We start from the raw sequence: 23,673 nt of genomic DNA, 5'->3' as shown, positions 1-23,673 counted from the left end.
GACCGGCACTCTCTTGAGGAGTGCTATCCATGAAACTCGAATTCATTGCCCTTGGCAACCTGTCGGTCAGCAAGTCCAATATGCGTTACGCCCGCAAGGCTCCCGATGTTTCCGACATCCTGCCGACCGTGCGGGCGCGCGGCGTCCTCCAGCCGATTCTCGTGCGGCCCAGCGGCGCGCCCGGCGAAGACGGGCAGCACTATGAAATCGTCGCCGGATGCCGCCGCTTCCACGCCGCCCTGATCGTCGTCGCCGAGCGGGAGGAAGCCCGCATCGGGGGAGGCGAGCCGGACGAGCCTGACGGGCCGGAGTCTGGCGCAGCCATGTTGCCCTGTGCCGTCCTCGACGAGGCGGACGATGCCAGCGCCGTCGAGGCCTCGCTGATCGAGAACATCGCCCGGCTCGATCCGGACGAGGTCTCGCGCTGGGCCTGCTTCACCCGGCTGGTGAAGGAAGGGCGCAGCATTGCCGAGATCGGTGCGACCTTCGGTCTGCCCGATCTGGCGGTGCGCCGCGCGCTGGCGCTCGGCAACCTGCTGCCGCGCATTCGCGACATGTACCGGCGCGAGGAAATCGATGCCGTGACCATCCGGCATCTGACGCTGGCCTCGAAGAGCCGCCAGAAGGCCTGGCTCGCGCTGGTCGACGATCCCGATGCCTATGCGCCGCGCGGGCATCAGCTGAAATCGTGGCTGCTGGGCGGGGCCTCGATCTCGACCCGGCATGCGCTGTTCGATGTCGCGGCCAGCGGCCTTGCGACCGTGTCCGACCTGTTTGGGGAGGATGCCTATTTTGCGGAATGCGAAGCCTTCTGGGTCTTGCAGAACGCTGCCATCGAGGAGCGCCGGGCGGCATTGATCGGCGCAGGCTGGTCCGATGCGGTGATTGTCCCGGTAGGCGAGCACTTCCACTCGTGGGAATACGAGAAGACCGCCAAGCGCAAGGGCGGGCGGGTCTATCTCGATGTGCGCGGGAACGGCGAAGTCGTCGTCCACGAGGGCTATCTCTCGCGCAAGGAAGCGGCCCGTCTCGCCAAGGCCGGGAACGCGGGACCGGAGGGCGAAGGCGACAAGCCGGTGCGCGCCGAACTCACCTCGCTCACCCAGACTTACGTGGACCTCCACCGCCATGCCGCCGTGCGGACGGAACTGCTCGGCAGCCCGCGTCTCGCCCTGCGGTTGATGGTGGCGCATGTGATCGCCGGGTCGGCGCTGTGGCGCGTCCAGCCCGAGCCGCAAGCGGTGAAGAGCGATGCCGTGCGGCAGAGTCTCGACGAAAGCCGCGCGGAAAGCGTGTTCGACGCGCGGCGGCGCGGGGTTATCGCCGCACTGGGCCTCGACGGTGAAGATGCCACCGTAACATCCAGCGGCTACTGTTACGGCGCACCGGGCCGGAATGTCCGCAGCCTGCTCGCCCGCCTTGTCCCGCTGCCCGATGCCGAGGTGCTCGATATTCTCGCCCTCGTCATGGGCGAGACGCTTGCCGCCGGAACGCCCGAAATCGAGGTGCTCGGCCCCATGCTCGGTCTCTCGATGGCCGACTGGTGGCAGGCGGACGATGCTTTCCTTGACGGCCTGCGCGACCGCGAAGTTCTGCTCGCGATGGTCGCGGAAGTGGCGGGCGAGCAGATCGCCGCCGCCAATGCCAAGGAAAAGGGCACGACCCTGAAAGCGATTATCCGCGCGCATCTTGCAGGCGAGGACGGGCGGACGAAGAAGGAAGGCTGGGTGCCGCGCTGGATGGCTTTCCCGCCGTCTGCCTACACGCCGCGCGGCGGCGTCGGCACGGTGGCGGCGCATGCGCGGGCCATGGCGGCGATGGAGGACGTCGGAAAGGACGCCGGGGAAAGCGATGGCTGCGTGAGGGCTTCCGATCCGACCGATGCTGCGCTGGATGCAGAAGTGCCCGTCGAACTGGCCGGTGCTGACGGATCCCCGTCGGATCAGGTGACCACGCAGCAGGCCGCGTGACCACGACGCCCGGCAGGACCACTTAATCCTGCCGGGCGTTCCTTTTGCCCGCCGGATCAGGTCGGGTGATGACCCGGTCGGGGCAGGATCGCTGGCAAGGGTGACCCGCCATGGGCGCGGGGAAATTGGGCAGGGGAAAATTCCGGCGCGCCCGCACGCCTTGCGGCGCACGGGCGCGTGCCGGGAGGCGCATGGATCTCCTGCCGATTGCACCGCAGCCTTGCAGGTGGCACGGACCAGGGCATGGATGAAGCTCCCGAAATCACGGCAGTGATCGAACGCCGCGCGGTGCGCGCCATCCTGCTGACGCCGGATCGGGAGGTGCTGCTTATCCGTATCCGGCCGCCCGAGGGGCCGGCGTTCTGGGTCATGCCGGGCGGCGGCATCGAGCCGGGCGAGGATCCGGCAGCTGCCTTGCGGCGGGAACTGCGCGAGGAACTCGGTCTTGCGCAGTGCGAACCCGGCCCGGTGGTCTGGCTGCGCCATCACACCTTCGACTGGGACGGCAGGCGTCTTTCGCAGCGCGAGGAATATCGCATCGTGCCGGTCCAGCGGTTCGACGCGCGCATGCTGGATGCCGATGAAGTTCGGTTTGTCACCGAATTGAAGTGGTGGAAAGTGGCCGATCTCGCCCGCGCCGCCGAACGGCTGACGCCGCTCGCCGTCGCGGACATCGTGCAGAGGTACCTGGCAAACGGCGCGCCCGACCCGCTGCCGCCAGAGGAAGTCCTGATCGACTGAGGCTTACACCTTCCCGGCAAATCCCCGCGACCGAAGGCAGGGGAGCGGCGTATCAGTCTGCCGGGACCAGTGTGGGCACGCATCTTCATCGCCCCGGTAGGCAGCGCGAGAAGGTCCGCAGGCGAATCGCCGGGGCCCGAATTCCGGGGCGGCAAGGCTCGCGGCGGTAGCAGCGCAGCACGTTTCGCTGCGGCGGATCCGGCCTGCCCCAGGCGGCGCCGAGGGCGGTGTCGGTATCCGGGCTGGGCGTCGCCCGACCTGGCGGGGCAAGGGCATTTCGATGGAAGGCGCGGACCAAGCGGGTGCAGTTCGCCCAGCATCGAAACCGCGGCCATCGCGGCCGGCATATCGAGGCGGGCAAGTCCGTCTCCTGCTCGGAAGCAGATCGCAAGCGAGTCATTTCCGGCTGCAAGGGGCATCGACCTGGAACGGTCGCGGCCATCCGAAACCATCGGTCCGGCCCTTATTTCCCCGCCTGCCCGGGGGCAGGCTCCTCGCGGCCGCTTCGCTGCAAATAAGGGCCGGTCTCCGGTCCTTCGCTGACGCTACGGCCTGGCGGTTCGGATGCCCGCTGCAACCGTTCCCGAAGGTCTGCCCATCGCCCGGAAATGGCTCTGCGGCGAATGCTTCAAGGAGACGAAAGATGCCCGCAATCGGATATGTCACCCGCGATGGCCGCAGCTTCAAGGGCCAGCTTCGCACCCTCTCGATCCGCGCCGAGATCGAGATCACCCCCAATACCGCCAAGTCCGCCGACACCCAGCCGGACTACCGCGTCACCTGCGGCGGCGCCGAAGTCGGGGCAGGCTGGATCCGCCGCAGCGAAGCCTCCGGCAACGACTACGTGTCGCTGAGCCTCGCTGCCCCGGAATTCGGGCCCCGGCGGCTCTACGCCAACCTTGGCCGTGCCGCTGGCCGGGACGATGAGGACAGCTTCGCAATCATCTGGAATCCGGCGGACTGACCCGCCGCGCCCCGCGCCCTCGGGCGCGGGGTTTTGCCGTGCGGCGCTGCTGTACCGACCCGGATTAAATGTCGGCGGCGGTATCGAATCACAAGCTGGATGGGCTCTCCCGTCTTTTGAAATGGGGAAGGAACGTTGCACACGTTTGCGCTGGGGCGGCGTGAAGAGAACGGTTGTTCCCGGCCCGAACTCGTCTAGAATCAGGCGATTATGAAGACCGATCTCGACCATTTGCCGGAGCAGAAACGCGCCGATCTGAAGCGCGCGGTCGAGATCATCTTTGCCGAATTCGAGGACGTTCTGGCGCTCGCCACCCAGGGGTGGAAACGCCAGGGCCGGATCATGAAAGTGATCCTCTACGGCTCCTATGCGCGCGGCGACTGGGTGTCCGACCCGGTCGGCGGCTACTTCTCCGACTACGACATTCTCGTGGTTGTCAACGACGAGCGTCTTGCCGACGAGGCGGAATATTGGGGCAGGGCCAAGGACCACCTCAACCGCGAATACGATATCGCGAAAAGGCTATCCGCGCCGGTCGGCCTGGTTGTCCATTCGATGAAGGACGTGAACTTCCAGCTGTCGCGCGGACGGCCCTTCTTTGTCGACGTGGTGCGCGAGGGCATCGTGCTCTACGAACTTGCCGCGGAACAGTTCGAAGCGCCCAAGGCGCTCGATACCGGCCTCGCCCACGTCGAGGCGGAGACTTACTTCAAGCAGTGGTTTGAAAGCGGCACAGAGTTTCTCGAGTTCGCCAAATTCGGCATGTCGAAAGGCTATCATAACCGAACAGTTTTCCAGCTGCATCAAGCGACCGAACATTTCTACCACATGGTCCTGCTCGTCCTGAAACTGTACTCACCCAAATCGCATAACATCAATTTCTTGCGCAATCGGGCTGAAGATGTTTCTCGTGATCTGATCACTGTATGGCCGCGCGACACCAAGTTCGCCCGGCGCTGCTACGAACTTTTGCAGCAGGCCTATGTAAAGGGCCGCTACTCTCCGCATTATGTCATTCGCGACGTCGAACTGGAATGGCTGCTCGAGCGCGTCGAACTGCTCCAGGCAGAGGTCAAAGCCGTTGCCGAGCGCCGCTTGAGCCGCACGTAAAGCGCTGAGCGGACGCCTACCTGGGAGCCGCGGACCGGCGTAGTCCGGTCGGAGTAATGCGTCCGCTGGGGCGATTGTACTCGTGAACGGTCTCCTTTTCGCAGCCGGTGCAGTGCTCGGCTGAACCTTTGAGCATGGGCTCCATTGCGCGCAGTTGCCGATGGACAGCGCCACCCGCTTTAGATTTCCAAGTTGTTTCGGGAGGGGGGTCGGAATCGGCTATAGCCGTTTCCGACCCTGCCTGACCGCCCCAATCTGCCTCAGATCGTGTGTCCCTCGCGGACGGCACCGTGCCGCCGCGCACAACGAGGCAGGGACATCATGAAAAGATCGAACGAGATCGACAGGGCGCAGCGCGCGAAGAGCGGTTCGCCCTTCCTCAATACCGATCAGGCAGCCGCCTATCTCAAGATATCGAACCGCCTTCTCAGGCAGCTTCGCCGCAACGGTGGCGGTCCGATCTTTCGGTATCACTGCCGCTTCATCCAGTACCACATCGACGATCTCGATGCGTGGAGCGAGGCCAATTCCGGCCGGGCGTTTCGGCGGTGAGTTTGCACCGGACATCCGCAACCGATGCGCCCTCGCGAGCCTTCGGCGAGGCGCTTGGTCAGCCAGGGCGGCGACGCAATCGGGACCGGCTCGTTTTACCGGCAGCAGGCGCGGCCCTATGCGCGGTCGGCCTCACGCTGGCCTTTCCACCGGCGCCTCGGCTGGTGTGGAATGCAAGTCCCAGCGCTCCGTTAGGCCTGTATCTTGTGGAACCCGGTAGGCGGGTCAGCGCCGGCGAAACGGTGATTGCGAGACTTCCCGCCCCTTGGCGCGGCTTTGCTGCTGGCCGGCGCTATCTGCCCGAACGGGTTCCGCTCGTGAAGCGCATTGCCGCCGGTCCGGGCGATGAAATCTGCGCACTTGGTCCCCGTCTCTTCGTGAACGGGGAACCGCTCGCCCACCGGTCGAGGCGTGATGGCAAGGCGCGCCTGCTCCCGTGGTGGGAAGGATGCCGTCGGCTTCGTGGCAGTGAGTATTTCCTGCTCATGGCCGGACACCCCAAATCGTTCGATGGCCGCTATTTCGGGGTGACCAGGGCGTCGGATATCATCGGTCCAGCGAGGCTGATATGGGCACACTGAAGCCCATCATCGGCGCGGGGCCGGTCGTTTTCGCGCTGCTGGCCGCCGCTCCGCTCCAGGCGGACGAAGTGGACCGTTGGCGGCCGCAGATATCCGAGGCCTCAGTTCGCTTCGGCGTACCCGCCGACTGGATCGAGCGGGTGATGCGCGCGGAAAGCCGGGGTAGAACCCGGCTTTCCGGCCGCCCGATTCGGAGTCCGAAAGGCGCGATGGGCCTCATGCAGCTTATGCCGGGCACATGGGCGGAAATACGCGATCGGCTGGCGCTCGGCAGCGATCCGGACGACCCGCGCGACAATATCCTGGCGGGGACATTCTACTTGCGCCAGCTCTATGATCGCTTCGGTTATCCGGGACTTTTCGCGGCCTACAACGCCGGGCCGGGGCGCTATGAAAAGCACCTTGCCGGGCGACCGCTGCCCGCCGAAACGGTGGCATATCTTGCGGAAATAACTGGTGCCGGGACGACTAAGGTGCCGCGGAAATCTACTCCGCTTTTTGCAGATGGGGCGGCGTCCGAGCAGCTGCGGGAAACGGGAGAGGCGGCAGTGCAGGAACCCCGGACCGGTTCTCTCTTTGCCATCCGGCGAGATGTTCCCTGAGTGCATGAAGAGTGGGGCGCTGGTGAAGCGCGGAAGCGGAAAGCCAAAGGGGCTGTGCCGTGTGTGCAGCCCCGGTTTTTAAGGCTGCGGGAGAATTCGGGCAGGTCGGGGGCGGAGTGCAAGATAGAAGCAGTGCCTCCCGCCACAGCTTTTTTCCTGTCTGCACATCAGCTTAGCGGGAGGCATGTGTTTTCCCGGATAGCGTGATCGGAGCATTGCGGTTCGGAGGCGTGGAAATGGCGAAGGACGACGAATTCGAGCCCAGGCTGGGGCGGCAGCGCGGTACGGGCGGGAGGACGCCTGATCGCTATGCCTCCCGTGTCGCCCATGCTGCCGGTTTGCTCGGGAAGGCGCGGAGATCGGGGAACCGGGGCTACGACGGCAGCAGGATCGGTCGCGGTGCGGCAACCGGGCGTCTGTTGTCGACTCGCGACAGGCTGGCTGGCCTTCGCTCGCGGCGCGTCGTGGTGAAGACCCGGCTCGCGGTACTGCGCGGCAAGGGGCTTGGAGCAGCCCGGGCTCACCTCCATTACATACAGCGAGATGGGGTTACCCGGGAAGGCAAGCCCGGAGAGCTTTACGGTCCCGCGAATGACCGCGTTGACGGGAAGTATTTTCTCGAGCGCAGCAAGGGAGATCGGCATCAGTTCCGCTTCATCGTCTCGGCAGAAGACGGCGATCGGTTCGAGGACCTCAAGCCGGTCATTCGGCGGCTGATGGAGCAGGTCGGCGATGACCTCGGTACGAAGCTCGACTGGGTTGCCGTCGATCACTTCAATACCGGCCATCCCCACACCCACGTCGTGCTGCGCGGCGTGGACGACCGGGCCCGCGATCTCGTGATTGCCCGGGAGTATATCGCCCACGGATTTCGGGAGCGAGCTGCCGAGATCGTTTCGCTTGAACTTGGCCCGCGTAGTGAACACGAAATCGAGGCTCGGCTCCGTATGGAAATCGAGCAGGAGCGGCTCACCAGTCTCGATCGCCGGCTGATCGGGCGGATGAACGAGGAGCATGTTGTCGCGCCGAGTGCTGCGGACCCACTGTTCCACGCTCTGGAGACCGGGCGTCTTCAGGCATTGCGGCGCATGGGACTGGCGGAGGATCTGGGCGGCGGCCGCTGGCAGCTTGGCGAGGACACGGAGGAGACGCTCCGGACCATGGCCGAGCGCGGCGACATCATCCGCCAGATGCAGCGGGAGATATCCCGAGCAAGGCTCGATCGACCCGATCAGAGCATTTTCGTGCCGGAGAATGGACCACTCGTGGGACGTGTGGTGACCCGAGGCCTTGCCGACGAACATCGCGACCGTCATTTTCTGGTGATCGACGGCGTCGACGGTCGAGCACATTATGTGGATATCGGCGCTGCATCCGCTGTCGATCCGGTGCCCGGGAGGGCGACGGTCCGCATCGATCCTCGTGTGCCTGCGGTAAGGGCGATGGACCGGACGGTGCTGGAAGTGGCGCAAGCGAATGACGGGCGCTATTCCGCAGCTCTTCACCGGCGGCATGATCCCCGTATCAGCGAGGTGTTCGCCGAGACACATGTCAGGCGCCTCGAGGCCATGCGGCGGGCACGCGTTGATATCGAGCGCGAGGCTGACGGCACCTGGCGCATTTCACCGGACCATTTGCAGCAGGTGAAGCGTTTCGAGCACGGACTTGTTGCGGATCGTCCCGTCGACGTCGAGGTTCTCTCGGCTCTACCTGTCGACAAGCTGATCGGCGTCGAAGGTGCCAGCTGGCTTGATCGCGAACTGGCATCGCCGTCCGGCCTCAACTTCCGGGACGGCGGATTTGGCGGCGAGGTGTGTGCCGCCGTCTCTGCGCGTCGGCAATGGCTGGTCGAGCAGGGGTTGGCCGACGGGGAAGGAGAGGGCTTCGCGTTGAAACAGAACGCTTTGGCGTCACTTCAAAGGCGGGAGCTGCTGCGGATCGCGGCGGGACTTTCGGATGAGCTGGGCAAGGGATTTGCAGAGGCACGCCGCGGAGATTGGATTGAGGGCAGTGTGGCGCGGCGGGTCGAGGGCATTTCCGGCTCTTATGCCCTCATCGAGAAAAGCCGTGAATTTACACTCGTCCCCTGGAGGCCGGTGCTGGAAAAACAGATCGGTCAGGAGGCCGGCGGCATCATGCGCGAGAACGGCATAAGCTGGCAATTCGGGAGGGGACGGGCAGGACCGGAAATATCCTAGAGCCTGTTCGGGAAGGCAGAACGGAAAAGGAAGATCGGCGAACGCGGCAGCAGCGCTCAGCCGCCTCAGTGCGGGTCCAGTTCCGGCATTCGTTCCAGGATGGCGCTGGTCACTCCGTTGGTCCATCCGAAGCCGTCTTGCAGGGGATATTCGCCGCCGCCGCCGGGAAGTCGTTCCTCGACATCGTACTTTTCCAGCATCTTGCCGTTCTCGCGGTATGTCACGTCCACCGTCCGTATCCAGCGCTTCGCGATATCTTGCGCCAGTTCCTTCTGGCCGTATCGTTCGAGGCCGTCGATCGCGACCCACTGGAGAGGCGCCCAGCCGTTCGGCGCATCCCATTGCTGACCGGTCCGCAGCCCCGTCGTGCGCAGGCCGCCCGGTGCAACCAGCTCGCCGCGCGTCGTGCGGGCAACCGCTTTGCCCTGAGCGGAAGACGCCATGCCGACGAACAGCGGAAAGAGAGTTGCGCTCGAGACCACCGAGGTGGGCTTGCGGTCGGTCAGGGACCAATCGGCATAGCGGCTCTCTTTGCTGACCCAGAGGTGGCGGTCAACGGACGCCTTTCGCTGGTCTGCTCGCCGGGTGAATTCGATCCGGCAGGGTGTGTCGGCAGCTTGACGGCAGCCATCGGCGATACGGGTTTCCAGGCCCCAGAGCAGCGCATTGAGGTCGACCGGTACTATCGCGGTCGTCCGTATCGTCGATAGGTTTTGTGGATCGGCCAACCAGCGCGAACTGAAATCCCACCCGCTTTCCGCACCGGCACGCAAGTCGCGATAGACCGCCTCGGGGGCTCGCGCGGGAGCCTGCGCGGCTGTGTCGCGGTCTTCCGCGAAGGACTCGTCCCTCGGCGTATCGCGATCGTCCCAGTAGCGGTTCAGCAGGCTGCCGTCGGGCATCGGCACGACGCGTTCGCAAGGCTGTCTCGTCTTGCGCGCGCAGGCCTCGCCGGCCATCCAGTACGCATGTTCCCGGCGCAGCGCAGCCAGACGGCGGGCGCGGACCGCTGGATCCTTTTGTTCGGACAGGTCGACCATGAGGGCGAAAAAGGGTGGTTGCGATCGGCTGACATAATAGGTTCGCGTGCCATTCGGAATGTGGCCGAAGCGCTCGACGAGGTCGGTGAAATTGCCGAGCATGCTCTCGACCAGATCGGCGCGCCCGTCCGCCTTCAGACCGAGCATGGTGAAATAGGAGTCCCAGTAATAGGATTCCCGAAAGCGTCCGCCGGGCACCACATAAGGGTGCATGGCGCGGATCAGCGAGGGATTCCCCACCTCAGGGGACGTGGCATCGTCGCGCGTCAATTGCGGCCATAGCCCCCTGACATGGTCACGCAGCGCAACCTTCGCGTTGTCGTTCACGCCGGGAACGGTGAAATGCTCCAGCACGAAACGTCGCAACTCGGATTTGGACTTCGGCGCCTGGGTAGCGAACAGTCGCATGATCTCCGCCGGCGCCGTCGTGGGCGACGCGTCGACGAAGGTCTTGCCGTCGCCGAAGATCCGCTGCTCCTGGACCGCGGTGAACAAGTCGCCAAATTGATCGGCGGGAGTGGGCGGGCTGCCGTTCGCACACAAGGCAAGGACCAGGGCCGCAGCGCAGAGACGGCGAACGGGCGAGGGTATCATGACTGCTCCCTTCGGCATTGCTGGGTTGCATATCCCTGTCTTGATGATTGATATGTCACGCAATGGGCAACGCCTGGCATCCCTGGAAGGTGCCTGCCATGTCTATGAGTTCATCACCTGGGAGACTGAAAAATGGTCCCAACCAAAGCCGGCATTGCCCTCTGCATGCTCGTGGCGCCAATTCTGGCGCTAGCCGTTTCGCCTTCGGCATCGCACGCGACCGGGGGAGGTGAAAGTCCGACCACAGCCGATCAGACCCGCATTCTCGACAAGAGAAACGCGGAGAGGCTGCTCGCCAACAAGGGCCTGACGCTCCAGTGGATAGACTGGGATCACCGCGGCACAGCGACCGTCACGCGGCGGGCCGGCTTATGGAGTCTGCATGGCCGTCAGGCGGACGTCAACGGTCCCGGACTGCTCGCGCTCGACGGCACCATCACCGAAATCGGCCCGGACTATTTCACGTTTCAGGGCAAGATCACGATCAGTAACACGCCGGATCCGGGCCGTACCTGCTCGGCGGACAAGACCTGGCATTTCGCCGTCACGCAGAACCGGCGTTACTATCGGCTGCGCGAGTTCGAGTGGTGCGACAGCTTGACGGATTACGTTGATATCTACTTCTGAGCGATACGCGGCGATGCACCTCGGTCTGGCAATGGCCCGAATGCTTGACGTGATGATCGGGCATTTTGACGATCTTTGTCAGCCTGTCGTTCGCATCCTCGGCACCGATCACCGCCCACTTCCAGCTGATGGATGCCGCGAGCGGCACGCGTACTGATTCGCACCACTCTTCGCGTTGAGACTGCAAACCGAGCCTGAGTTGCCGCAAAAACGTACCTGGGTGCCTCAGACAGGGTCTGTCGGCGGATTTGGAATTCCGGGATTGTAAGCACTGCTCCTGCGGCCATCGCTGCGACGGGCGGAGGCTTTCATGACCCCAACCAAACTCCTGATCGGCCAGATGCTGGTGGTGTTCGCCATTGTCCAGGCCGGCGTGTGGTTCGCGACCCAGTGGGCCGCGGCTGAGCTCGCCTATCAGCCTGAACTCGGCCAGCCATGGTTCTACCTTGGAAGCTGGCGGGTCTACGAACCCTGGGCGCTGTTCATCTGGTGGTTCGAATTCGATGCCTATGCTCCTGCCGTCTTCGATGAAGCCGGGGGGCTGGCCGCCGCGAGCGGGCTGATGGGTTGCGGCGCCGCGATCTTCGGTTCGGTCTGGCGGGCACGGCAGCAGCGCAATGTCACCACCTATGGGTCAGCCCGCTGGGCTGACCGGATGGATCTTCGTAAAGGCGGTCTGCTTGCCGGACAGGGTGTGTTCCTTGGCCGGGTCGGCGGAGACTATCTCCGGCATGACGGACCGGAGCACGTCATGGCTTTTGCGCCGACGCGCTCCGGCAAAGGTGTCGGTCTCGTGGTGCCGACGCTGCTGGGTTGGCCGGGTTCGGCAGTCATCCATGACATCAAGGGAGAGAACTGGCATTTGACCGCCGGCTGGCGCTCGCTCTTTTCGCACTGCCTGCTGTTCAACCCGACAGACCCACTCTCCGCCCGCTACAATCCGCTGCTTGAAGTGCGCCGCGGTGAGCACGAGGTGCGCGATGTCCAGAACATCGCCGACATCCTGGTCGATCCCGAAGGGGCGCTGGAGCGCCGCAATCACTGGGAAAAGACCAGTCATGCGCTGCTCGTGGGCGCGATCCTTCACGTGCTCTACGCCGAAAAGGACAAGACCCTGTCCGGTGTCGCGAAGTTCCTGTCGGATCCGGGGCGCGACTTCGAGAAGACCCTGAATGCGATGATGTCGGTCAACCACATCGGCACGCCTGAGCGGCCCATGGTCCACCCCGTGGTCGCCTCGGCTGCGCGCGAGGTCCTGAACAAGTCGGTCAACGAGCGCTCGGGCGTGCTGTCGACCGCCATGTCCTTTCTCGGGCTCTACCGTGACCCCACCGTCTCCGCCGTTACGGCAGTTTCGGACTGGCGGATTGCCGATCTGGTCGAGGGCAAGCATCCCGCCTCGCTTTACCTTGTCGTTCCGCCTTCGGACATCAGCCGGACCAAGCCGCTGATCCGCCTCATTCTCAACCAGATCGGCCGGCGGTTGACCGAGGAGCTGCACGACCACGGCGCAGGTGGAAACAGCGGTTCGAGGCGTCACAAGCTGCTCATGATGCTCGACGAGTTTCCGGCGCTCGGGCGGCTCGACTTCTTCGAGACCAGCCTTGCCTTTCTCGCAGGCTACGGGGTGCGCGCCTTTCTCATCGCCCAGAGTCTGAACCAGATCGAGAAGGCCTATGGCGAGCACAATTCGATCCTGGATAACTGCCATATCCGGGTGGCCTTTGCGACCAACGATGAGCGTACCGCCAAGCGGCTGTCCGATGCTCTGGGCACTGCGACCGAACAGCGTTCGATGCGCAATTATGCAGGCCACCGGCTGGCTCCCTGGCTTTCTCATGTGATGGTCAGCCGCCAGGAGACGGCCAGGCCGCTGCTTACGCCTGGTGAAGTCATGCAGCTGCCTGCGAGTGACGAGCTGGTGCTTGTCTCGGGCATGCCCCCGGTTCGCGCGGCCAAGCTTCGCTATTTCGAGGAGGCGGTGTTCTCCGAGCGCATGTTGCCGGCGCCGCAGCTTTCGAAGGGCGCCTATAATGACGCGCCCCCCCCGCGGCCCGACGACTGGCAGGACCGGGTCAGGGACAGCGACGTGCGCTTGGCATCGATGAACGCCGGACCGGCACCGGAGCTGCCGCGCACGCCCGGCAAGGGAGAGAAGCAGCAGTCCGACGATACCGGCAGTGCCCGCGCACACGTCCAGCAACTCGAACTGGACATTCCCCTCACCGGGCCGGCGGCGCAGGTCCGTATCGACGAGCTCGGGTTCGAAGCGGAAGCCGACGATCCGGCTGTGGACAGGCGCGCCATGGAACTCTTGCAGCAAAGGCTCGCACGCGCGGCTTACGCGATGGGTTCGCCCGAGCATCCCGACCAGATCCAGTTGGAGGTTTGACCATGGCGCCGAAGATCCGTCACCAGTTCCTTCTGCCGAAGGCCACGAGCGACAGGCTGGCCGAGCTTGCGCGCAAGGGCGGCGTGACCAAGTCCGATATCCTGGCGCAGGCGCTGGCCTATTGGCTGGACCGCAAGGGGGTATCCGAACTCGACGAACGTTTCGGGCGCCGGCTCGACCGTCTCGCAAACAGCCTCGATCGGCTGGTCCGCGACAGCCACATCGAACTGGAAACGCTGGCCCTGTTCATCCGCTACGAGCTCGCGATCCATCCCCCGCTCGCGGAGGGCGATCAGGCAGGCCGGGCGGCGGGAGCGCTGCGGTTTGAAGCGTTTCTCAATCAGGTTGCGCGGCAGGTCGGCAAGGGCAAGCGCACGCTCGAGGGCGGAGATGCACATTGACCGGCGCGGAAACCAACCTGCGCAAGCGCGCCATGCTGCGCACCGCCATGGGTCCCGCGATCGAAGCGGCGCTAGGCGACCCCCGCGTCATTGAGATCATGGTCAATCCGGACGGTGTGCTCCGCATCGATCTGCTGGGCGAAGGCAGGGTGGACACGCAGGTGCGGATCGCGCCGGACCAGGTCGAGCGAATCATCCGCCTCGTCGCGAGCCATGTCCGCAGCGAAGTGCATGGCGACCGGCCGATCGTTTCGGCGGAGCTTCCCGCGCATGGTGAAGGTGCCGGCGAGCGGTTCGAGGGCATCCTGCCTCCCGTGGCAACCGCCCCCTGCTTTGCAATCCGAAAACCGGCGGCCCGGATTCATTCGCTCGGCGACTACGTGGCCGACGGCATCATGAGCCGGGATGTCGCGGAACTCCTGCGGCAGGCCGTGCTTCACCGCGCCAATATCCTGGTCGCCGGGGGCACATCGTCGGGCAAGACCACCTTGGCCAATGCCCTGCTCAATGAAATGGCCGAGATAGATGAGCGTGTTGTCGTCATCGAGGATACCCGGGAGCTCCAGTGCCCGGCGGCCGATACGGTCGCCCTGCGCACCAGGGCGGGGCACGTTACGATAGGCGACCTTGTCCGATCGACGCTGAGGCTGCGGCCTGACCGCATCATCGTCGGCGAAGTGCGCGGACCTGAGGCACTCGACATGCTGAAGGCCTGGAACACCGGGCATCCGGGCGGGATCGCAACGGTCCATGCAAACGGTGCGGCAGCGGCGCTCCATCGCCTCGAAAGTCTGGTGCAGGAAGCGGTGGTCACCGTGCCTCGCCGGCTCATCGCCGAGGCCATCGATCTCATCGTGTTCATTTCCGGTCGAGGTCTCGCGCGCCGGATAGCGGCAGTTACGCAGCTTGACGGGCTGGACGGCGCAAGCGGCGAATACCGGCTCACGGATCTGCTGTCCCCCTCAACCCCAGAAGGAGAATGACGCCATGAAGTCACTGCCTTTCCGCCTGATCCGCTCGCCTGGGACATCGATTTCGCTGCTGGGAGCTACCGCTGCTCTGTTCTTTGCATCGCGTGCTTCGGCGTCCGGTTCAGGCATGCCGTGGGAGCAACCGCTCGAACAGGTGCTTGAATCGGTGCAGGGACCGGTCGCCAAGATCGTCGCCGTCATCATCATTATCGCGACCGGGCTTACCCTGGCGTTCGGTGAAACGGCCGGTGGATTCCGGCGGCTCATCCAGATCGTGTTCGGCCTCTCGATTGCGTTCGCCGCTTCGAGCTTCTTCCTCTCCTTCTTCAGCTTCGGCGGCGGAGCACTGGTCGCATGAGCGGGACCGGCCAGCACATCGAAGGATTCGAAGTCCCTATCCACGCGAGCCTCAGCGCCCCGATCCTGCTCGGCGGCGCGCCGCGCGGCATTGCCATCGTCAATGGTACGCTTGCGGTGGCGGTGGGTCTCGGGCTCCAGCAGTGGCTGGCCGGTCTCGTCATCTGGGCGGCGGGGCACAGCCTCGCCGTGCTCGCCGCGCGGCGCGATCCCGATTTCGCGCCGGTCCTTCTCCGCCACCTCCGCCAGAAGGGATACTACGGATGCTGAATCTTGCCGAGTATCGCAGGAAGCCCGCATGCCTTGCCGATCACCTTCCCTGGGCGGCGCTCGTCGCCCCCGGCGTGATGTTGAACAAGGACGGTTCTTTCCTCCGGGTGCTTTCCTTCCGGGGGCCGGATCTCGAATCCTCGACATCCGGCGGCCTTATCTCGATCGCAGCGCGGGCCAATAATGTACTGCGGCGGTTAGGCTCGGGCTGGGCGCTGTTCTTCGAAGCGGAGCGCCGCGAGGCAACGGCCTATCCGGACGATGCCTTTCCCGATCCTGCCAGCTGGCTCGTCGAGCGCGAGCGGCGCGAAGCTTTCCTGGCCGAAGGAATGCATTTCGAAAGTGCTTTCTACCTCACCCTCACCTGGTTGCCGCCCGCTGACAGCCAGGACGCTGCGGGACGCCGTCTCGTCGAGCGCGCGGACGATGCGAAAGGGCGAGACTGGCGGGAAGCGCTGGACGGCTTTGTGACCGAGACCGACCGCGCGCTCGATCTCATGAGCGGTTTCATGCCTGAAGTCCGCGGCCTCACCAGCGGCGAGCTACTGACTTATCTGCATGCGACCATCTCCGATTCCCGCCATCCGGTCCGGGTGCCCGACACGCCGATGTACCTCGACGGTCTCATCGTCGACACGCCGCTGACCGGGGGACTCGAGCCGCAACTCGGGGACCGGCACCTGCGCACGATCTCGGTTCTGGGTTTCCCGAACATGAGCCATCCCGGAATGCTCGATGCGCTCAACAGCCAGGATTTTCCTTATCGCTGGGTCACCCGGTTCATTGCCATGGACAAGGCCGAAGCGGTGAAGGAGCTTACCTCGCTGCGGCGCCAGTGGTTCAACAAGCGCAAGTCCCTGACGGCCATGCTGCGCGAAGTGCTCTACAACAGTCCTTCCCAGCTTCTCGACAGCGATGCCGACAACAAGGTCGCCGATGCCGACCTCGCGCTTCAGGCCCTGGGGGGCGATCATGTATCGTTCGGCTACCTCACCACGACGATCACGGTCAGCGATCCAGGCCGGGACGTGGTCGAAGGCCGCATGCGGCAGGTGGAGCGCATTCTCGGCGGCCTCGGTTTCACGACGATCCGCGAACGGGTGAACGCTGTCGAGGCCTGGCTCTCTTCGTTGCCCGGGCATGTCTACGCGAATGTGCGGCAGCCGCTGGTGCATACGCTCAATCTGGCGCACCTCATGCCGCTTTCCGCGATATGGGCAGGCCCCGCGTCCAACGATCACCTTGGCGGTGCGCCGCTGCTGCATGCCAGAACATCCGGATCGACGCCGTTCCGCCTTTCGACCCATGTCGGTGATGTCGGCCATATGTTCGTGGCCGGTCCGACCGGCGCGGGCAAATCCGTGCTCCTGGCTTTGATGATCCTGCAGTTCCGGCGCTATGCGAACGCGCAGATTTTCGTGTTCGACAAAGGCCTTTCTGCGCGGGCGGCGGTGCTCGGCTGCGGCGGCGTACATCATGTGCTCGGCCTCGGCACGGACGCCGCATCCGCACTCGCGTTTCAGCCGCTCCGCGGAATCGACGATCCGGCGGAGCGGGCCTGGGCCGCAGAGTGGATCGCCGCGCTGCTGGCGCAGGAAAACATGACCGTCACTCCGGAGGTCAAGGACCAGGTCTGGTCGGCGCTGACGAGCCTTTCAACGGCGCCCGCCGCCGAGCGGACCATCACCGGGCTGACCTTGCTGCTGCAATCCAATGCCCTGCGTACCGCGCTGTCGCCTTACACGGTCGAAGGGCCTTATGGGCGGATGCTGGACGCGGCCGAGGACACGCTGCCCTTTGCCGATGTACAGTGCTTCGAAACCGAGGCGCTGATGGGGCACACGGGCGTTGTCGCGCCTGTCCTTACTTATCTTTTCCACCGCCTCGAAAAGAGCTTTGACGGCAGGCCGACGCTGCTGGTGCTCGATGAGGCCTGGATATTCCTCGACCATCCGCTGTTCGCCGCCCGCATCCGTGAGTGGCTCAAGGTTCTGCGCAAACGCAATGTCTCGGTCCTGTTCGCGACGCAGAGCCTGGCCGATATCGCGGGCTCGCCGATCGCGCCTGCAATTCTCGAAAGCTGCCCGCAGCGCATCCTCTTGCCCAACGACCGCGCGGAAGAACCGCAGACCCGCGAGATCTATGAGCGCTTCGGCCTCAATGCGCGGCAGATCGAGCTTATCAGCCGCGCCGCGCCGAAGCGGGACTATTACCTGCAATCAGCTCGGGGAAACCGGCTCTTCGAACTTGGCCTCGGGCCGCTGGCGCTCACCTTGTGTGGCGCGTCCGATCCTGCCGTCCAAGCCCGGATCGATGGGCTGCTGGCCGAGGGAGGTTCCAGCGCCTTTCTCTCCCGTTTTCTTGCCGGGACCGGAGCGGCGTGGGCGGCCGACCTGATCGGCCTGTTTCCAGGGCCACAGGATTAGGGCCGGACGGGCAAATTCCTTTCTCATCTGACGACGAAGTTCCAATTCCAGGAGAATCGCTATGTTGAAGGTGTCCGTTTTCCGCCGCCGCCACCGCTGCGCAATTGCACAGGCTCTCCTTGCGGTCTCGGCGGTCGGCGCGGGTATCGGAGTCCATCCGGCACCCGCGCATGCGCTGGTTGTCTACGATCCCACCAACCATGCGCAGAACGTGCTGACGGCAGCCCGGGCGCTGCAGCAGGTCAACAATCAGATCCAGTCACTCCAGAACCAGGCCCAGAGCCTCGTCAACCAGGCGAGGAACCTTTCGAGCGTACGCTTTCCGGAACTCCAGGCGCTCACCGATACCCTACGCAAGATCGATGTGCTGATGGGGCAGGCCCAGGGGATCGAGTTCAAGGTTGCATCCGCGGACCAGCAGTTCGCGCAGCTCTATCCCGATGCCTATCGCCAATCGCTAAAGCTCGACGACAGGGTCGCCGCGTCACGCGCACGGATGGATGCGCAGGTCGCGGCCTACCGCAAGACCGTCACGCTCCAGGCGCAGATCGCCGAAAACGTCGCCGCCGATGCCGCGACGCTCAATTCGCTCGTCGAGCGCAGCCAGGGGGCGGAAGGCGCCCTGCAGGTCCAGCAGGCGGCCAACCAGCTGCTCGCCCTTACGGCCAAGCAGCAATTCCAGATCCAGCAGATGATGGCCGCGCAGTACCGCGCCGACGCGGTGCGCGAGAGCAACCGGGCGCAGGAAGCGGCCGAGGCCCAGGCGGCGACGACGAAGTTCCTCGGGTCCGGCAGCGCCTACACGCCGAACTAGCGGCTTCGAGCCGGTCGGCTCGATCCAGCCAGCGGCGGCGGATCGCCTCTCCCGCCGCCGCGTCGCGGGGCGCGTGCCTATCGTCCTCCGGCTGCGCGCCCCGCGACACCCCTCTTCATTGCGGCAGGAAGGCCAGCAAGCATGGGTAATCTCAACATCATCGATGCCTTCCTGGCGACGTTCATCCGCTACATAGACAGCGGGTTCGGGCTGCTCGGGGGCGATGTACGCTTCCTGACCGGCACGTTGATCGCGATCGATGTGACCCTGGCCGCGCTGTTCTGGACTTTGGCCGGAGAGGACAATGTTCTCGCCAGGTTCGTGCGCAAAATCCTGTTCGTGGGCGCCTTTGCCTTCATTATCGGCAACTTCTCCGATCTTGCCGACATCCTCTTCCGCTCCTTTTCCCAGGCCGGATTGACGGCAGGCGGCGGGGCGCTTGGACAGGACGATCTGATGAAGCCCGGCAGGCTTGCCGGTATCGGCTTTTCGGCGTCCTGGCCGCTGCTCCTGCAAGCTTCCAAGATGCTGGGCTTCACCAGCTTCTTCAACAATTTCCTGACAATCGCGATCCTGCTTCTCGCCTGGCTGATCGTGATCCTCGCTTTCTTCGTCCTCGCTGTGCAGATGTTTGTCTGTATCCTCGAGTTCAAGCTGGTGAGCCTCGCGGGCTTCATCCTGGTGCCTTTCGCGCTGTGGAACCGGACCAGTTTCCTGGCGGAGCGCGTACTCGGCCACGTTGTCGGTTCGGGCATCAAGGTCATGGTGCTGGCGGTGATCGTCGGCATCGGCTCCACGTTTTTCGACGATCTGACACAGGCGCTGAAGGGGCAGGAGCCGGATATCGGCCAGGCCATGAGTCTCGTGCTCGCGAGCCTGTCCCTCCTCGGTCTCGGCATTTTTGCGCCTTCGGTGGCCAGCGGCCTCGCTTCCGGGGCGCCGCAGCTCGGCGCAGGCGCCGTGGCCGGTACCGCCATGGCGGCAGGCGGCACGGTGATGATGGTCGGCGGAGGCGCCGTTGCCGGTGTGCGGATGGGGGGCGCCGCACTCGGCGGCATTCGGGCCGGAACGTCGGTGGGGGCAGCAGCTTCATCCGGTGTTTCCAGCGCCGCGACAAATGGTGGCCCGAAGATTGGGCTTGCCTCAGGGCATCGAGGAACTTCGCCGGCCGGTTCCGCAGCGCCTCGTGCGGGTGCGCCCGGTCAGGCGGGGGCCCCCGCGCCCGCCTCCCACTCCGATATCGCCGGGTCGAATGCAGGGGACACGAACTCTCCGTCGCCGGCATCCGGCGGCGGAGAGACGGAACCTGCGTGGGCGAAGTCGCTGCGCAGCGAAGAGAAGGCACGCCACCGCAGGCAGCTTGCCGTTCACGCGGTCCAGCAGGGTGATCGCGGCGGCGGGTCCACCACTCCTGACATCAGCGAAAGGAACGACTGACCATGCGCTTCAAACGCAGCGTCCCGCTCTATGGACGCACCCCCGAACCTGAGACCCCGTTTCAGCGTGCCGGGCAGCTATGGGACGAGCGGATCGGATCTGCGCGGGTCCAGGCCCGGGCATGGCGGATCATGGCGTTCGGATCCCTTGGCCTGACATGCGCGGTCACGACGGGGTTCGTCTGGCTCTCCGCGCAGAGCCGCGTCGTGCCCTACGTGGTCGAAGTCGACCGCCTCGGTGCGGCGCGGGCAGTCAGCGAAGCGGACCGTGGCTACAAGCCGACCGACCCGCAGATTGCCTGGGCCCTTTCCAAGTACATTGCCCATGTTCGCGGCGTCTCGCTCGATCCCGTCGTCATGCGCGCAGACTGGCTTGAGGCTTACGATTTCACGACCGAACGCGGGGGGCGTGCGCTCAGTGAGTATGCTCGGGCTTCCGGGGCGCTGACCCGGATCGGCGAGCGCACCGTGTCCGTGCAGGTCACCAGTGTCGTAAGGGCGTCGGAAGCCAGCTTTCAGGTCAAGTGGACCGAGCGCGCGTTCGAACGCGGCGATGCCACCGGGACAAGCCGATGGACGGCGATCCTGACGCTCGTCGAGCGGCCGCCGCGCGATGCCGAAACCCTGCGGCGCAACCCGCTCGGGATCTACGTCGATGCGATCGACTGGAGCCAGGAACTGGAGCCTGCGGGGCAGGGCGCTTCCGTCGGTCCTGAGCCGGGCCCGGCCGAACTACCGACACCTGAAACCGGTAAAGGTGCTTCTTCCCATGAAACCGAGGAGGTATTGTGATGAGGTCATGGATCACCGCCGCTGCGGCTATCGCTGCAGCGATACACCCTGTCTGCGCCTTAGCCGTGAGTCTGCCGAGGCAGGCAGCCACGGAGCGGCGCGGCTGGGTGGAGCCTGCTACCGGTTCATACATCAATGCGAGGCAGGTGTTCCTGTGGTCGGACGGCGCGGTCTACAGGGTCTACACCCAGCCGGGCATGATCACCGACATTGCGCTACAGGCCGGTGAAGCGCTGGTTTCCGTCGCGGCCGGCGATACGGCGCGCTGGGTCATCGGCGACACGACCAGCGGCAGCGGGGAGGACCGGCGCACCCATGTCCTGGTCAAACCGTTCAGTGCAGGTCTTGCCACCAACATCGTCATTACCACCGACAAGCGGGTCTATCATGTCAGCGTGTCCAGCGCGGCAAGCGGCGGAATGGCGGCGCTCTCCTGGAATTATCCGCTCGACGAGATGATCGCTCTCAAAAGGTCGGAGGCCGCGGCGAAAGCAGCCGAGCCGGTTGCGGCGGGGCTCGGTATCGAACGGCTCTATTTCGGTTACCGGATCACCGGCGATCAGCCGTCCTGGCGGCCTGTACGGGCGTTCGATGACGGTAGGCAGACCTTCATCGAGTTTCCGACATCAATCGGCGTCGACGAGGCGCCGCCGCTGTTTCTGATCGGGGAGGGGGGAGCCGCAGAGCTCGTGAATTACCGCATGCGGGACCGCTTCTATGTGGTCGACCGCATCTTCAGCGTGGCCGAACTGCGGCTTGGGACCAGGAAGCAGCAGGTGGTTCGCATAACACGCGGTCCGGCGAAAAGGGGGCGCCCATGAGCGGCCCGGAAATCCCCGCACCGAAGGCAGCGGGGCGGCAGTCGTCCGATCGTCAGGGCGCCGGTCGCACCGTTCAGGACCTGACCGGTGAAGGACCGGAGAGGCGCGGCGCTAACGCATCCCGTGGAAACTCCGCGGATACAGTTCCACCCCGAGGCGCCAAGGTCGATCCGGAAACTCTCGTAATCCGGGGCCGAGTGCCCAGAGCGATCCGGTTTCGCAAGGACATCGTCATTGCAGGATCTGCGGCCGCTGCGCTGGTGATTGGCGGCATTGCCTGGTTCGCGTTAGGCGGAACCTTCAGGCGCGGCGGCCACGAGACGGCAGACCTGTCTCAGCCGAACCGGAAGCCGAATGAGACCATAGCAGCGCTTCCGACGAGCTATGGAAAGGTGCCGAAGCTCGGGCCGCCGCTGCCCGGCGATCTGGGGCGCCCGATCCTACGGGCCCAGGAGAGGAGCAACCTGTCCCCCCCGATCATGCCGAGCGACGGGGCGTCCACTCGGGATGTCGATCGAGAACGTCGTGAGGGCGAGATTCGATCTGCCTTTCAGTCGGCGCTCATGATTCAAAGCGGAAAAGCCCCTGCCGGGATAACGGCCCCGCCAGCGAATGATACCAAAGAGGCCCTTTCGGGGACATCGGACAGCGAGAGCGCGGAAGGCAGCGGACAAGACCGAAAAACGCAATTTGCCGAGCGTCTCGATACGCGGGGGAATATCAACCCGCACGTTCTCTCGCCGGCGCCCTCGGCGAACATGCTCATGGCCGGGAGCGTCATCGCCGGCAGCCTGATCACGGGGATAAATTCCGATATCCCGGGAATGGTCGTGGCGCAAGTGACGCAGCAGGTGTTCGACAGCGCCACAGGTGAAGTCCTGCTTATTCCGCAAGGTGCGCGGCTGATCGGAAACTATGACAGTGTAGTTGCCTATGGGCAAAGCCGAGCCTTGGTCGTGTGGCAGCGTCTCGTCATGCCGGATGGGAAATCGCTTCGGCTGGATAATATGCCCGCAACCGGTCCGTCCGGGCAGGCCGGACTGGTGGACAAGGTCGATTATCATTCCGGCCAACTGCTGAAAGGTGTTGCGATCGCGACCCTGTTAGGGGTGGGCACTGAACTCTCGATCAGCGGCGAAAGCGATCTCGTGCAGGCGATCCGGGAGTCGGCGCAAACCAGCACATCCCGGGCAGGGGATCAGATCACGCAGCGAAACCTCGACATCCGGCCGACGATCACGATTCGTCCGGGCGCAGCTGTACGTCTCATTGTCCGGCAGGATCTGATGCTCGCACCCTGGAAGGAACGGGAGGCGCGGCCATGAATACGATCAAACTTCCGCAGCTCCCGGACAGGACGCCGATGAAGCTTTCGGTTTCCGTCACGCCGGACCTTCATCAGGACCTTCAGGAGTACGCTCTGGCTTACGCGGCCTCCTACGGGCGTGACGTTGCTGTTGCCGATCTGGTTCCTGCGATCTTGTCGGCGTTTCTGGAGAGTGATCGCGGTTTCAAGCAGCGAAGGAAAGGAACGGATGGCGCGTAGCTGGGCCTCATAAACCTATCGTCGGTCTCATTTTAATGGAAACTGGAAAGGACATCCAACATGAACATCATGCCCCGTGATCGCTTCTTGCGCATCAACGAAGTGGTTAGTCGCACCAGTCTCTCGCGTGCGACACTCTACCGCAAGATTGAGGCCGGCACCTTTCCGGGACAGGTCCGTATTTCCGAGCGCCGCTGCGGATGGCGGGAAAGCACCATCATGGAATGGATACGCGATCCAGCCGCCTACGCGGTCGACGACTTTTCGCTTGAAGACTGAACAACATATATTTCAAAATTGATGACCGGGGGCGCCATTTAGTCGGGTGCTCCCCGGTCTATAACGGACAAGGTATAGCGATCTGGAAGGTCACCTGTCGGCGCATACAATCGCTGAGACCTCCTCTGGCGCGATTTCAAGATCGGTTCGCCGGCGCTGAAAACCATCTCGGGCGATATGATGTTTAGT

General features: G+C 64.5%; 23 protein-coding genes. 22 read left to right on the top strand and 1 reads right to left on the bottom strand.

Annotation, left to right across the window (positions count from 1 at the left end):
- The first annotated feature begins 29 nt into the window (after positions 1-29).
- The 8 genes from ACZ1II_RS22515 (at position 30) to rlxS (ending at position 8,718) form a co-directional block, all read left to right on the top strand.
- Positions 30-1,970, top strand: coding sequence for a ParB/RepB/Spo0J family partition protein (locus ACZ1II_RS22515; RefSeq protein WP_465145772.1), 1,941 nt, complete (start codon positions 30-32; stop codon positions 1,968-1,970).
- Between the two features lie 243 nt (positions 1,971-2,213).
- Positions 2,214-2,711, top strand: a complete 498-nt coding sequence (locus ACZ1II_RS22510; RefSeq protein ID WP_465145771.1) for an NUDIX hydrolase — start codon at positions 2,214-2,216, stop codon at positions 2,709-2,711.
- Between the two features lie 643 nt (positions 2,712-3,354).
- Positions 3,355-3,675 carry a DUF736 domain-containing protein gene (locus tag ACZ1II_RS22505; protein ID WP_086493821.1) on the top strand — a complete coding sequence of 107 codons (321 nt, stop codon included), beginning with the start codon at positions 3,355-3,357 and terminating at the stop codon, positions 3,673-3,675.
- A 210-nt stretch (positions 3,676-3,885) separates the two neighbouring features.
- The gene (locus tag ACZ1II_RS22500) at positions 3,886-4,785 is read left to right on the top strand and encodes a HEPN domain-containing protein (RefSeq protein ID WP_465145770.1); all 900 of its coding nucleotides are present in this window, start codon (positions 3,886-3,888) and stop codon (positions 4,783-4,785) included.
- A 321-nt stretch (positions 4,786-5,106) separates the two neighbouring features.
- Positions 5,107-5,337 carry a helix-turn-helix domain-containing protein gene (locus tag ACZ1II_RS22495; protein WP_159831993.1) on the top strand — a complete coding sequence of 77 codons (231 nt, stop codon included), beginning with the start codon at positions 5,107-5,109 and terminating at the stop codon, positions 5,335-5,337.
- A complete protein-coding gene (locus tag ACZ1II_RS22490) occupies positions 5,298-5,918 on the top strand; it encodes a S26 family signal peptidase (RefSeq protein ID WP_465145769.1) in 621 nt (206 codons plus the stop codon). Before ACZ1II_RS22495 ends, ACZ1II_RS22490 begins: the two co-directional genes overlap by 40 nt.
- Positions 5,906-6,520, top strand: coding sequence for a lytic transglycosylase domain-containing protein (locus ACZ1II_RS22485; RefSeq protein WP_465145768.1), 615 nt, complete (start codon positions 5,906-5,908; stop codon positions 6,518-6,520). The genes ACZ1II_RS22490 and ACZ1II_RS22485 overlap by 13 nt, the downstream gene beginning before the upstream one ends.
- 236 nt (positions 6,521-6,756) lie before the next feature.
- A complete protein-coding gene (gene rlxS / locus ACZ1II_RS22480; protein ID WP_465145767.1) occupies positions 6,757-8,718 on the top strand; it encodes a relaxase/mobilization nuclease RlxS in 1,962 nt (653 codons plus the stop codon).
- 65 nt (positions 8,719-8,783) lie between these two features.
- Here the strand turns inward: rlxS and treF are convergent, their stop codons facing one another.
- Positions 8,784-10,352 (bottom strand): alpha,alpha-trehalase TreF, encoded by a 1,569-nt coding sequence (gene treF, locus ACZ1II_RS22475; protein WP_465145766.1) that lies wholly within the window; start codon positions 10,350-10,352, stop codon positions 8,784-8,786.
- Between the two features lie 132 nt (positions 10,353-10,484).
- Between treF and ACZ1II_RS22470 the strand changes: the two genes are divergently transcribed.
- From ACZ1II_RS22470 to ACZ1II_RS22405, 14 genes are all read left to right on the top strand, one after another.
- Positions 10,485-10,979 (top strand): hypothetical protein, encoded by a 495-nt coding sequence (locus tag ACZ1II_RS22470; RefSeq protein WP_465145765.1) that lies wholly within the window; start codon positions 10,485-10,487, stop codon positions 10,977-10,979.
- Positions 10,980-11,289: 310 nt separating this feature from the next.
- Positions 11,290-13,371 (top strand): conjugal transfer protein TraG, encoded by a 2,082-nt coding sequence (locus ACZ1II_RS22465; RefSeq protein WP_465145764.1) that lies wholly within the window; start codon positions 11,290-11,292, stop codon positions 13,369-13,371.
- A gap of 2 nt (positions 13,372-13,373) precedes the next feature.
- Positions 13,374-13,772, top strand: coding sequence for a ribbon-helix-helix protein, CopG family (locus ACZ1II_RS22460; RefSeq protein ID WP_465145763.1), 399 nt, complete (start codon positions 13,374-13,376; stop codon positions 13,770-13,772).
- The gene (gene trbB / locus ACZ1II_RS22455; RefSeq protein ID WP_465145762.1) at positions 13,769-14,755 is read left to right on the top strand and encodes a P-type conjugative transfer ATPase TrbB; all 987 of its coding nucleotides are present in this window, start codon (positions 13,769-13,771) and stop codon (positions 14,753-14,755) included. The genes ACZ1II_RS22460 and trbB overlap by 4 nt, the downstream gene beginning before the upstream one ends.
- Positions 14,756-14,759: 4 nt before the next feature.
- The gene (locus ACZ1II_RS22450; RefSeq protein WP_465145761.1) at positions 14,760-15,101 is read left to right on the top strand and encodes a TrbC/VirB2 family type IV secretion system protein; all 342 of its coding nucleotides are present in this window, start codon (positions 14,760-14,762) and stop codon (positions 15,099-15,101) included.
- The gene (locus ACZ1II_RS22445; RefSeq protein WP_465145760.1) at positions 15,098-15,370 is read left to right on the top strand and encodes a VirB3 family type IV secretion system protein; all 273 of its coding nucleotides are present in this window, start codon (positions 15,098-15,100) and stop codon (positions 15,368-15,370) included. Before ACZ1II_RS22450 ends, ACZ1II_RS22445 begins: the two co-directional genes overlap by 4 nt.
- Entirely contained in the window at positions 15,364-17,796 is a 2,433-nt protein-coding gene (gene trbE, locus ACZ1II_RS22440) for a conjugal transfer protein TrbE (protein WP_465145759.1), read from the top strand. Before ACZ1II_RS22445 ends, trbE begins: the two co-directional genes overlap by 7 nt.
- Positions 17,797-17,857: 61 nt before the next feature.
- The gene (gene trbJ / locus ACZ1II_RS22435; RefSeq protein ID WP_159832004.1) at positions 17,858-18,610 is read left to right on the top strand and encodes a P-type conjugative transfer protein TrbJ; all 753 of its coding nucleotides are present in this window, start codon (positions 17,858-17,860) and stop codon (positions 18,608-18,610) included.
- Between the two features lie 141 nt (positions 18,611-18,751).
- Complete coding sequence (gene trbL, locus ACZ1II_RS22430; protein WP_465145758.1) at positions 18,752-20,047, top strand: P-type conjugative transfer protein TrbL; 1,296 nt, start codon at positions 18,752-18,754, stop codon at positions 20,045-20,047.
- 2 nt (positions 20,048-20,049) lie between these two features.
- Positions 20,050-20,838, top strand: a complete 789-nt coding sequence (trbF, locus tag ACZ1II_RS22425) for a conjugal transfer protein TrbF (RefSeq protein ID WP_465145757.1) — start codon at positions 20,050-20,052, stop codon at positions 20,836-20,838.
- Positions 20,838-21,659 (top strand): P-type conjugative transfer protein TrbG, encoded by an 822-nt coding sequence (gene trbG / locus ACZ1II_RS22420; protein ID WP_465145756.1) that lies wholly within the window; start codon positions 20,838-20,840, stop codon positions 21,657-21,659. The genes trbF and trbG overlap by 1 nt, the downstream gene beginning before the upstream one ends.
- Positions 21,660-21,856: 197 nt before the next feature.
- The gene (locus ACZ1II_RS22415) at positions 21,857-22,984 is read left to right on the top strand and encodes a TraB/TrbI/VirB10 family type IV secretion system protein (protein WP_465145755.1); all 1,128 of its coding nucleotides are present in this window, start codon (positions 21,857-21,859) and stop codon (positions 22,982-22,984) included.
- The gene (locus tag ACZ1II_RS22410; RefSeq protein WP_159832009.1) at positions 22,981-23,205 is read left to right on the top strand and encodes a DUF2274 domain-containing protein; all 225 of its coding nucleotides are present in this window, start codon (positions 22,981-22,983) and stop codon (positions 23,203-23,205) included. Before ACZ1II_RS22415 ends, ACZ1II_RS22410 begins: the two co-directional genes overlap by 4 nt.
- A 60-nt stretch (positions 23,206-23,265) precedes the next feature.
- The gene (locus ACZ1II_RS22405) at positions 23,266-23,484 is read left to right on the top strand and encodes a helix-turn-helix transcriptional regulator (protein ID WP_465145754.1); all 219 of its coding nucleotides are present in this window, start codon (positions 23,266-23,268) and stop codon (positions 23,482-23,484) included.
- Positions 23,485-23,673 lie beyond the last annotated feature (189 nt).

The sequence above is a fragment of the Novosphingobium sp. BL-S-20 genome (assembly GCF_055521635.1).
This window is presented reverse-complemented; position numbering and strand designations above follow the sequence as displayed.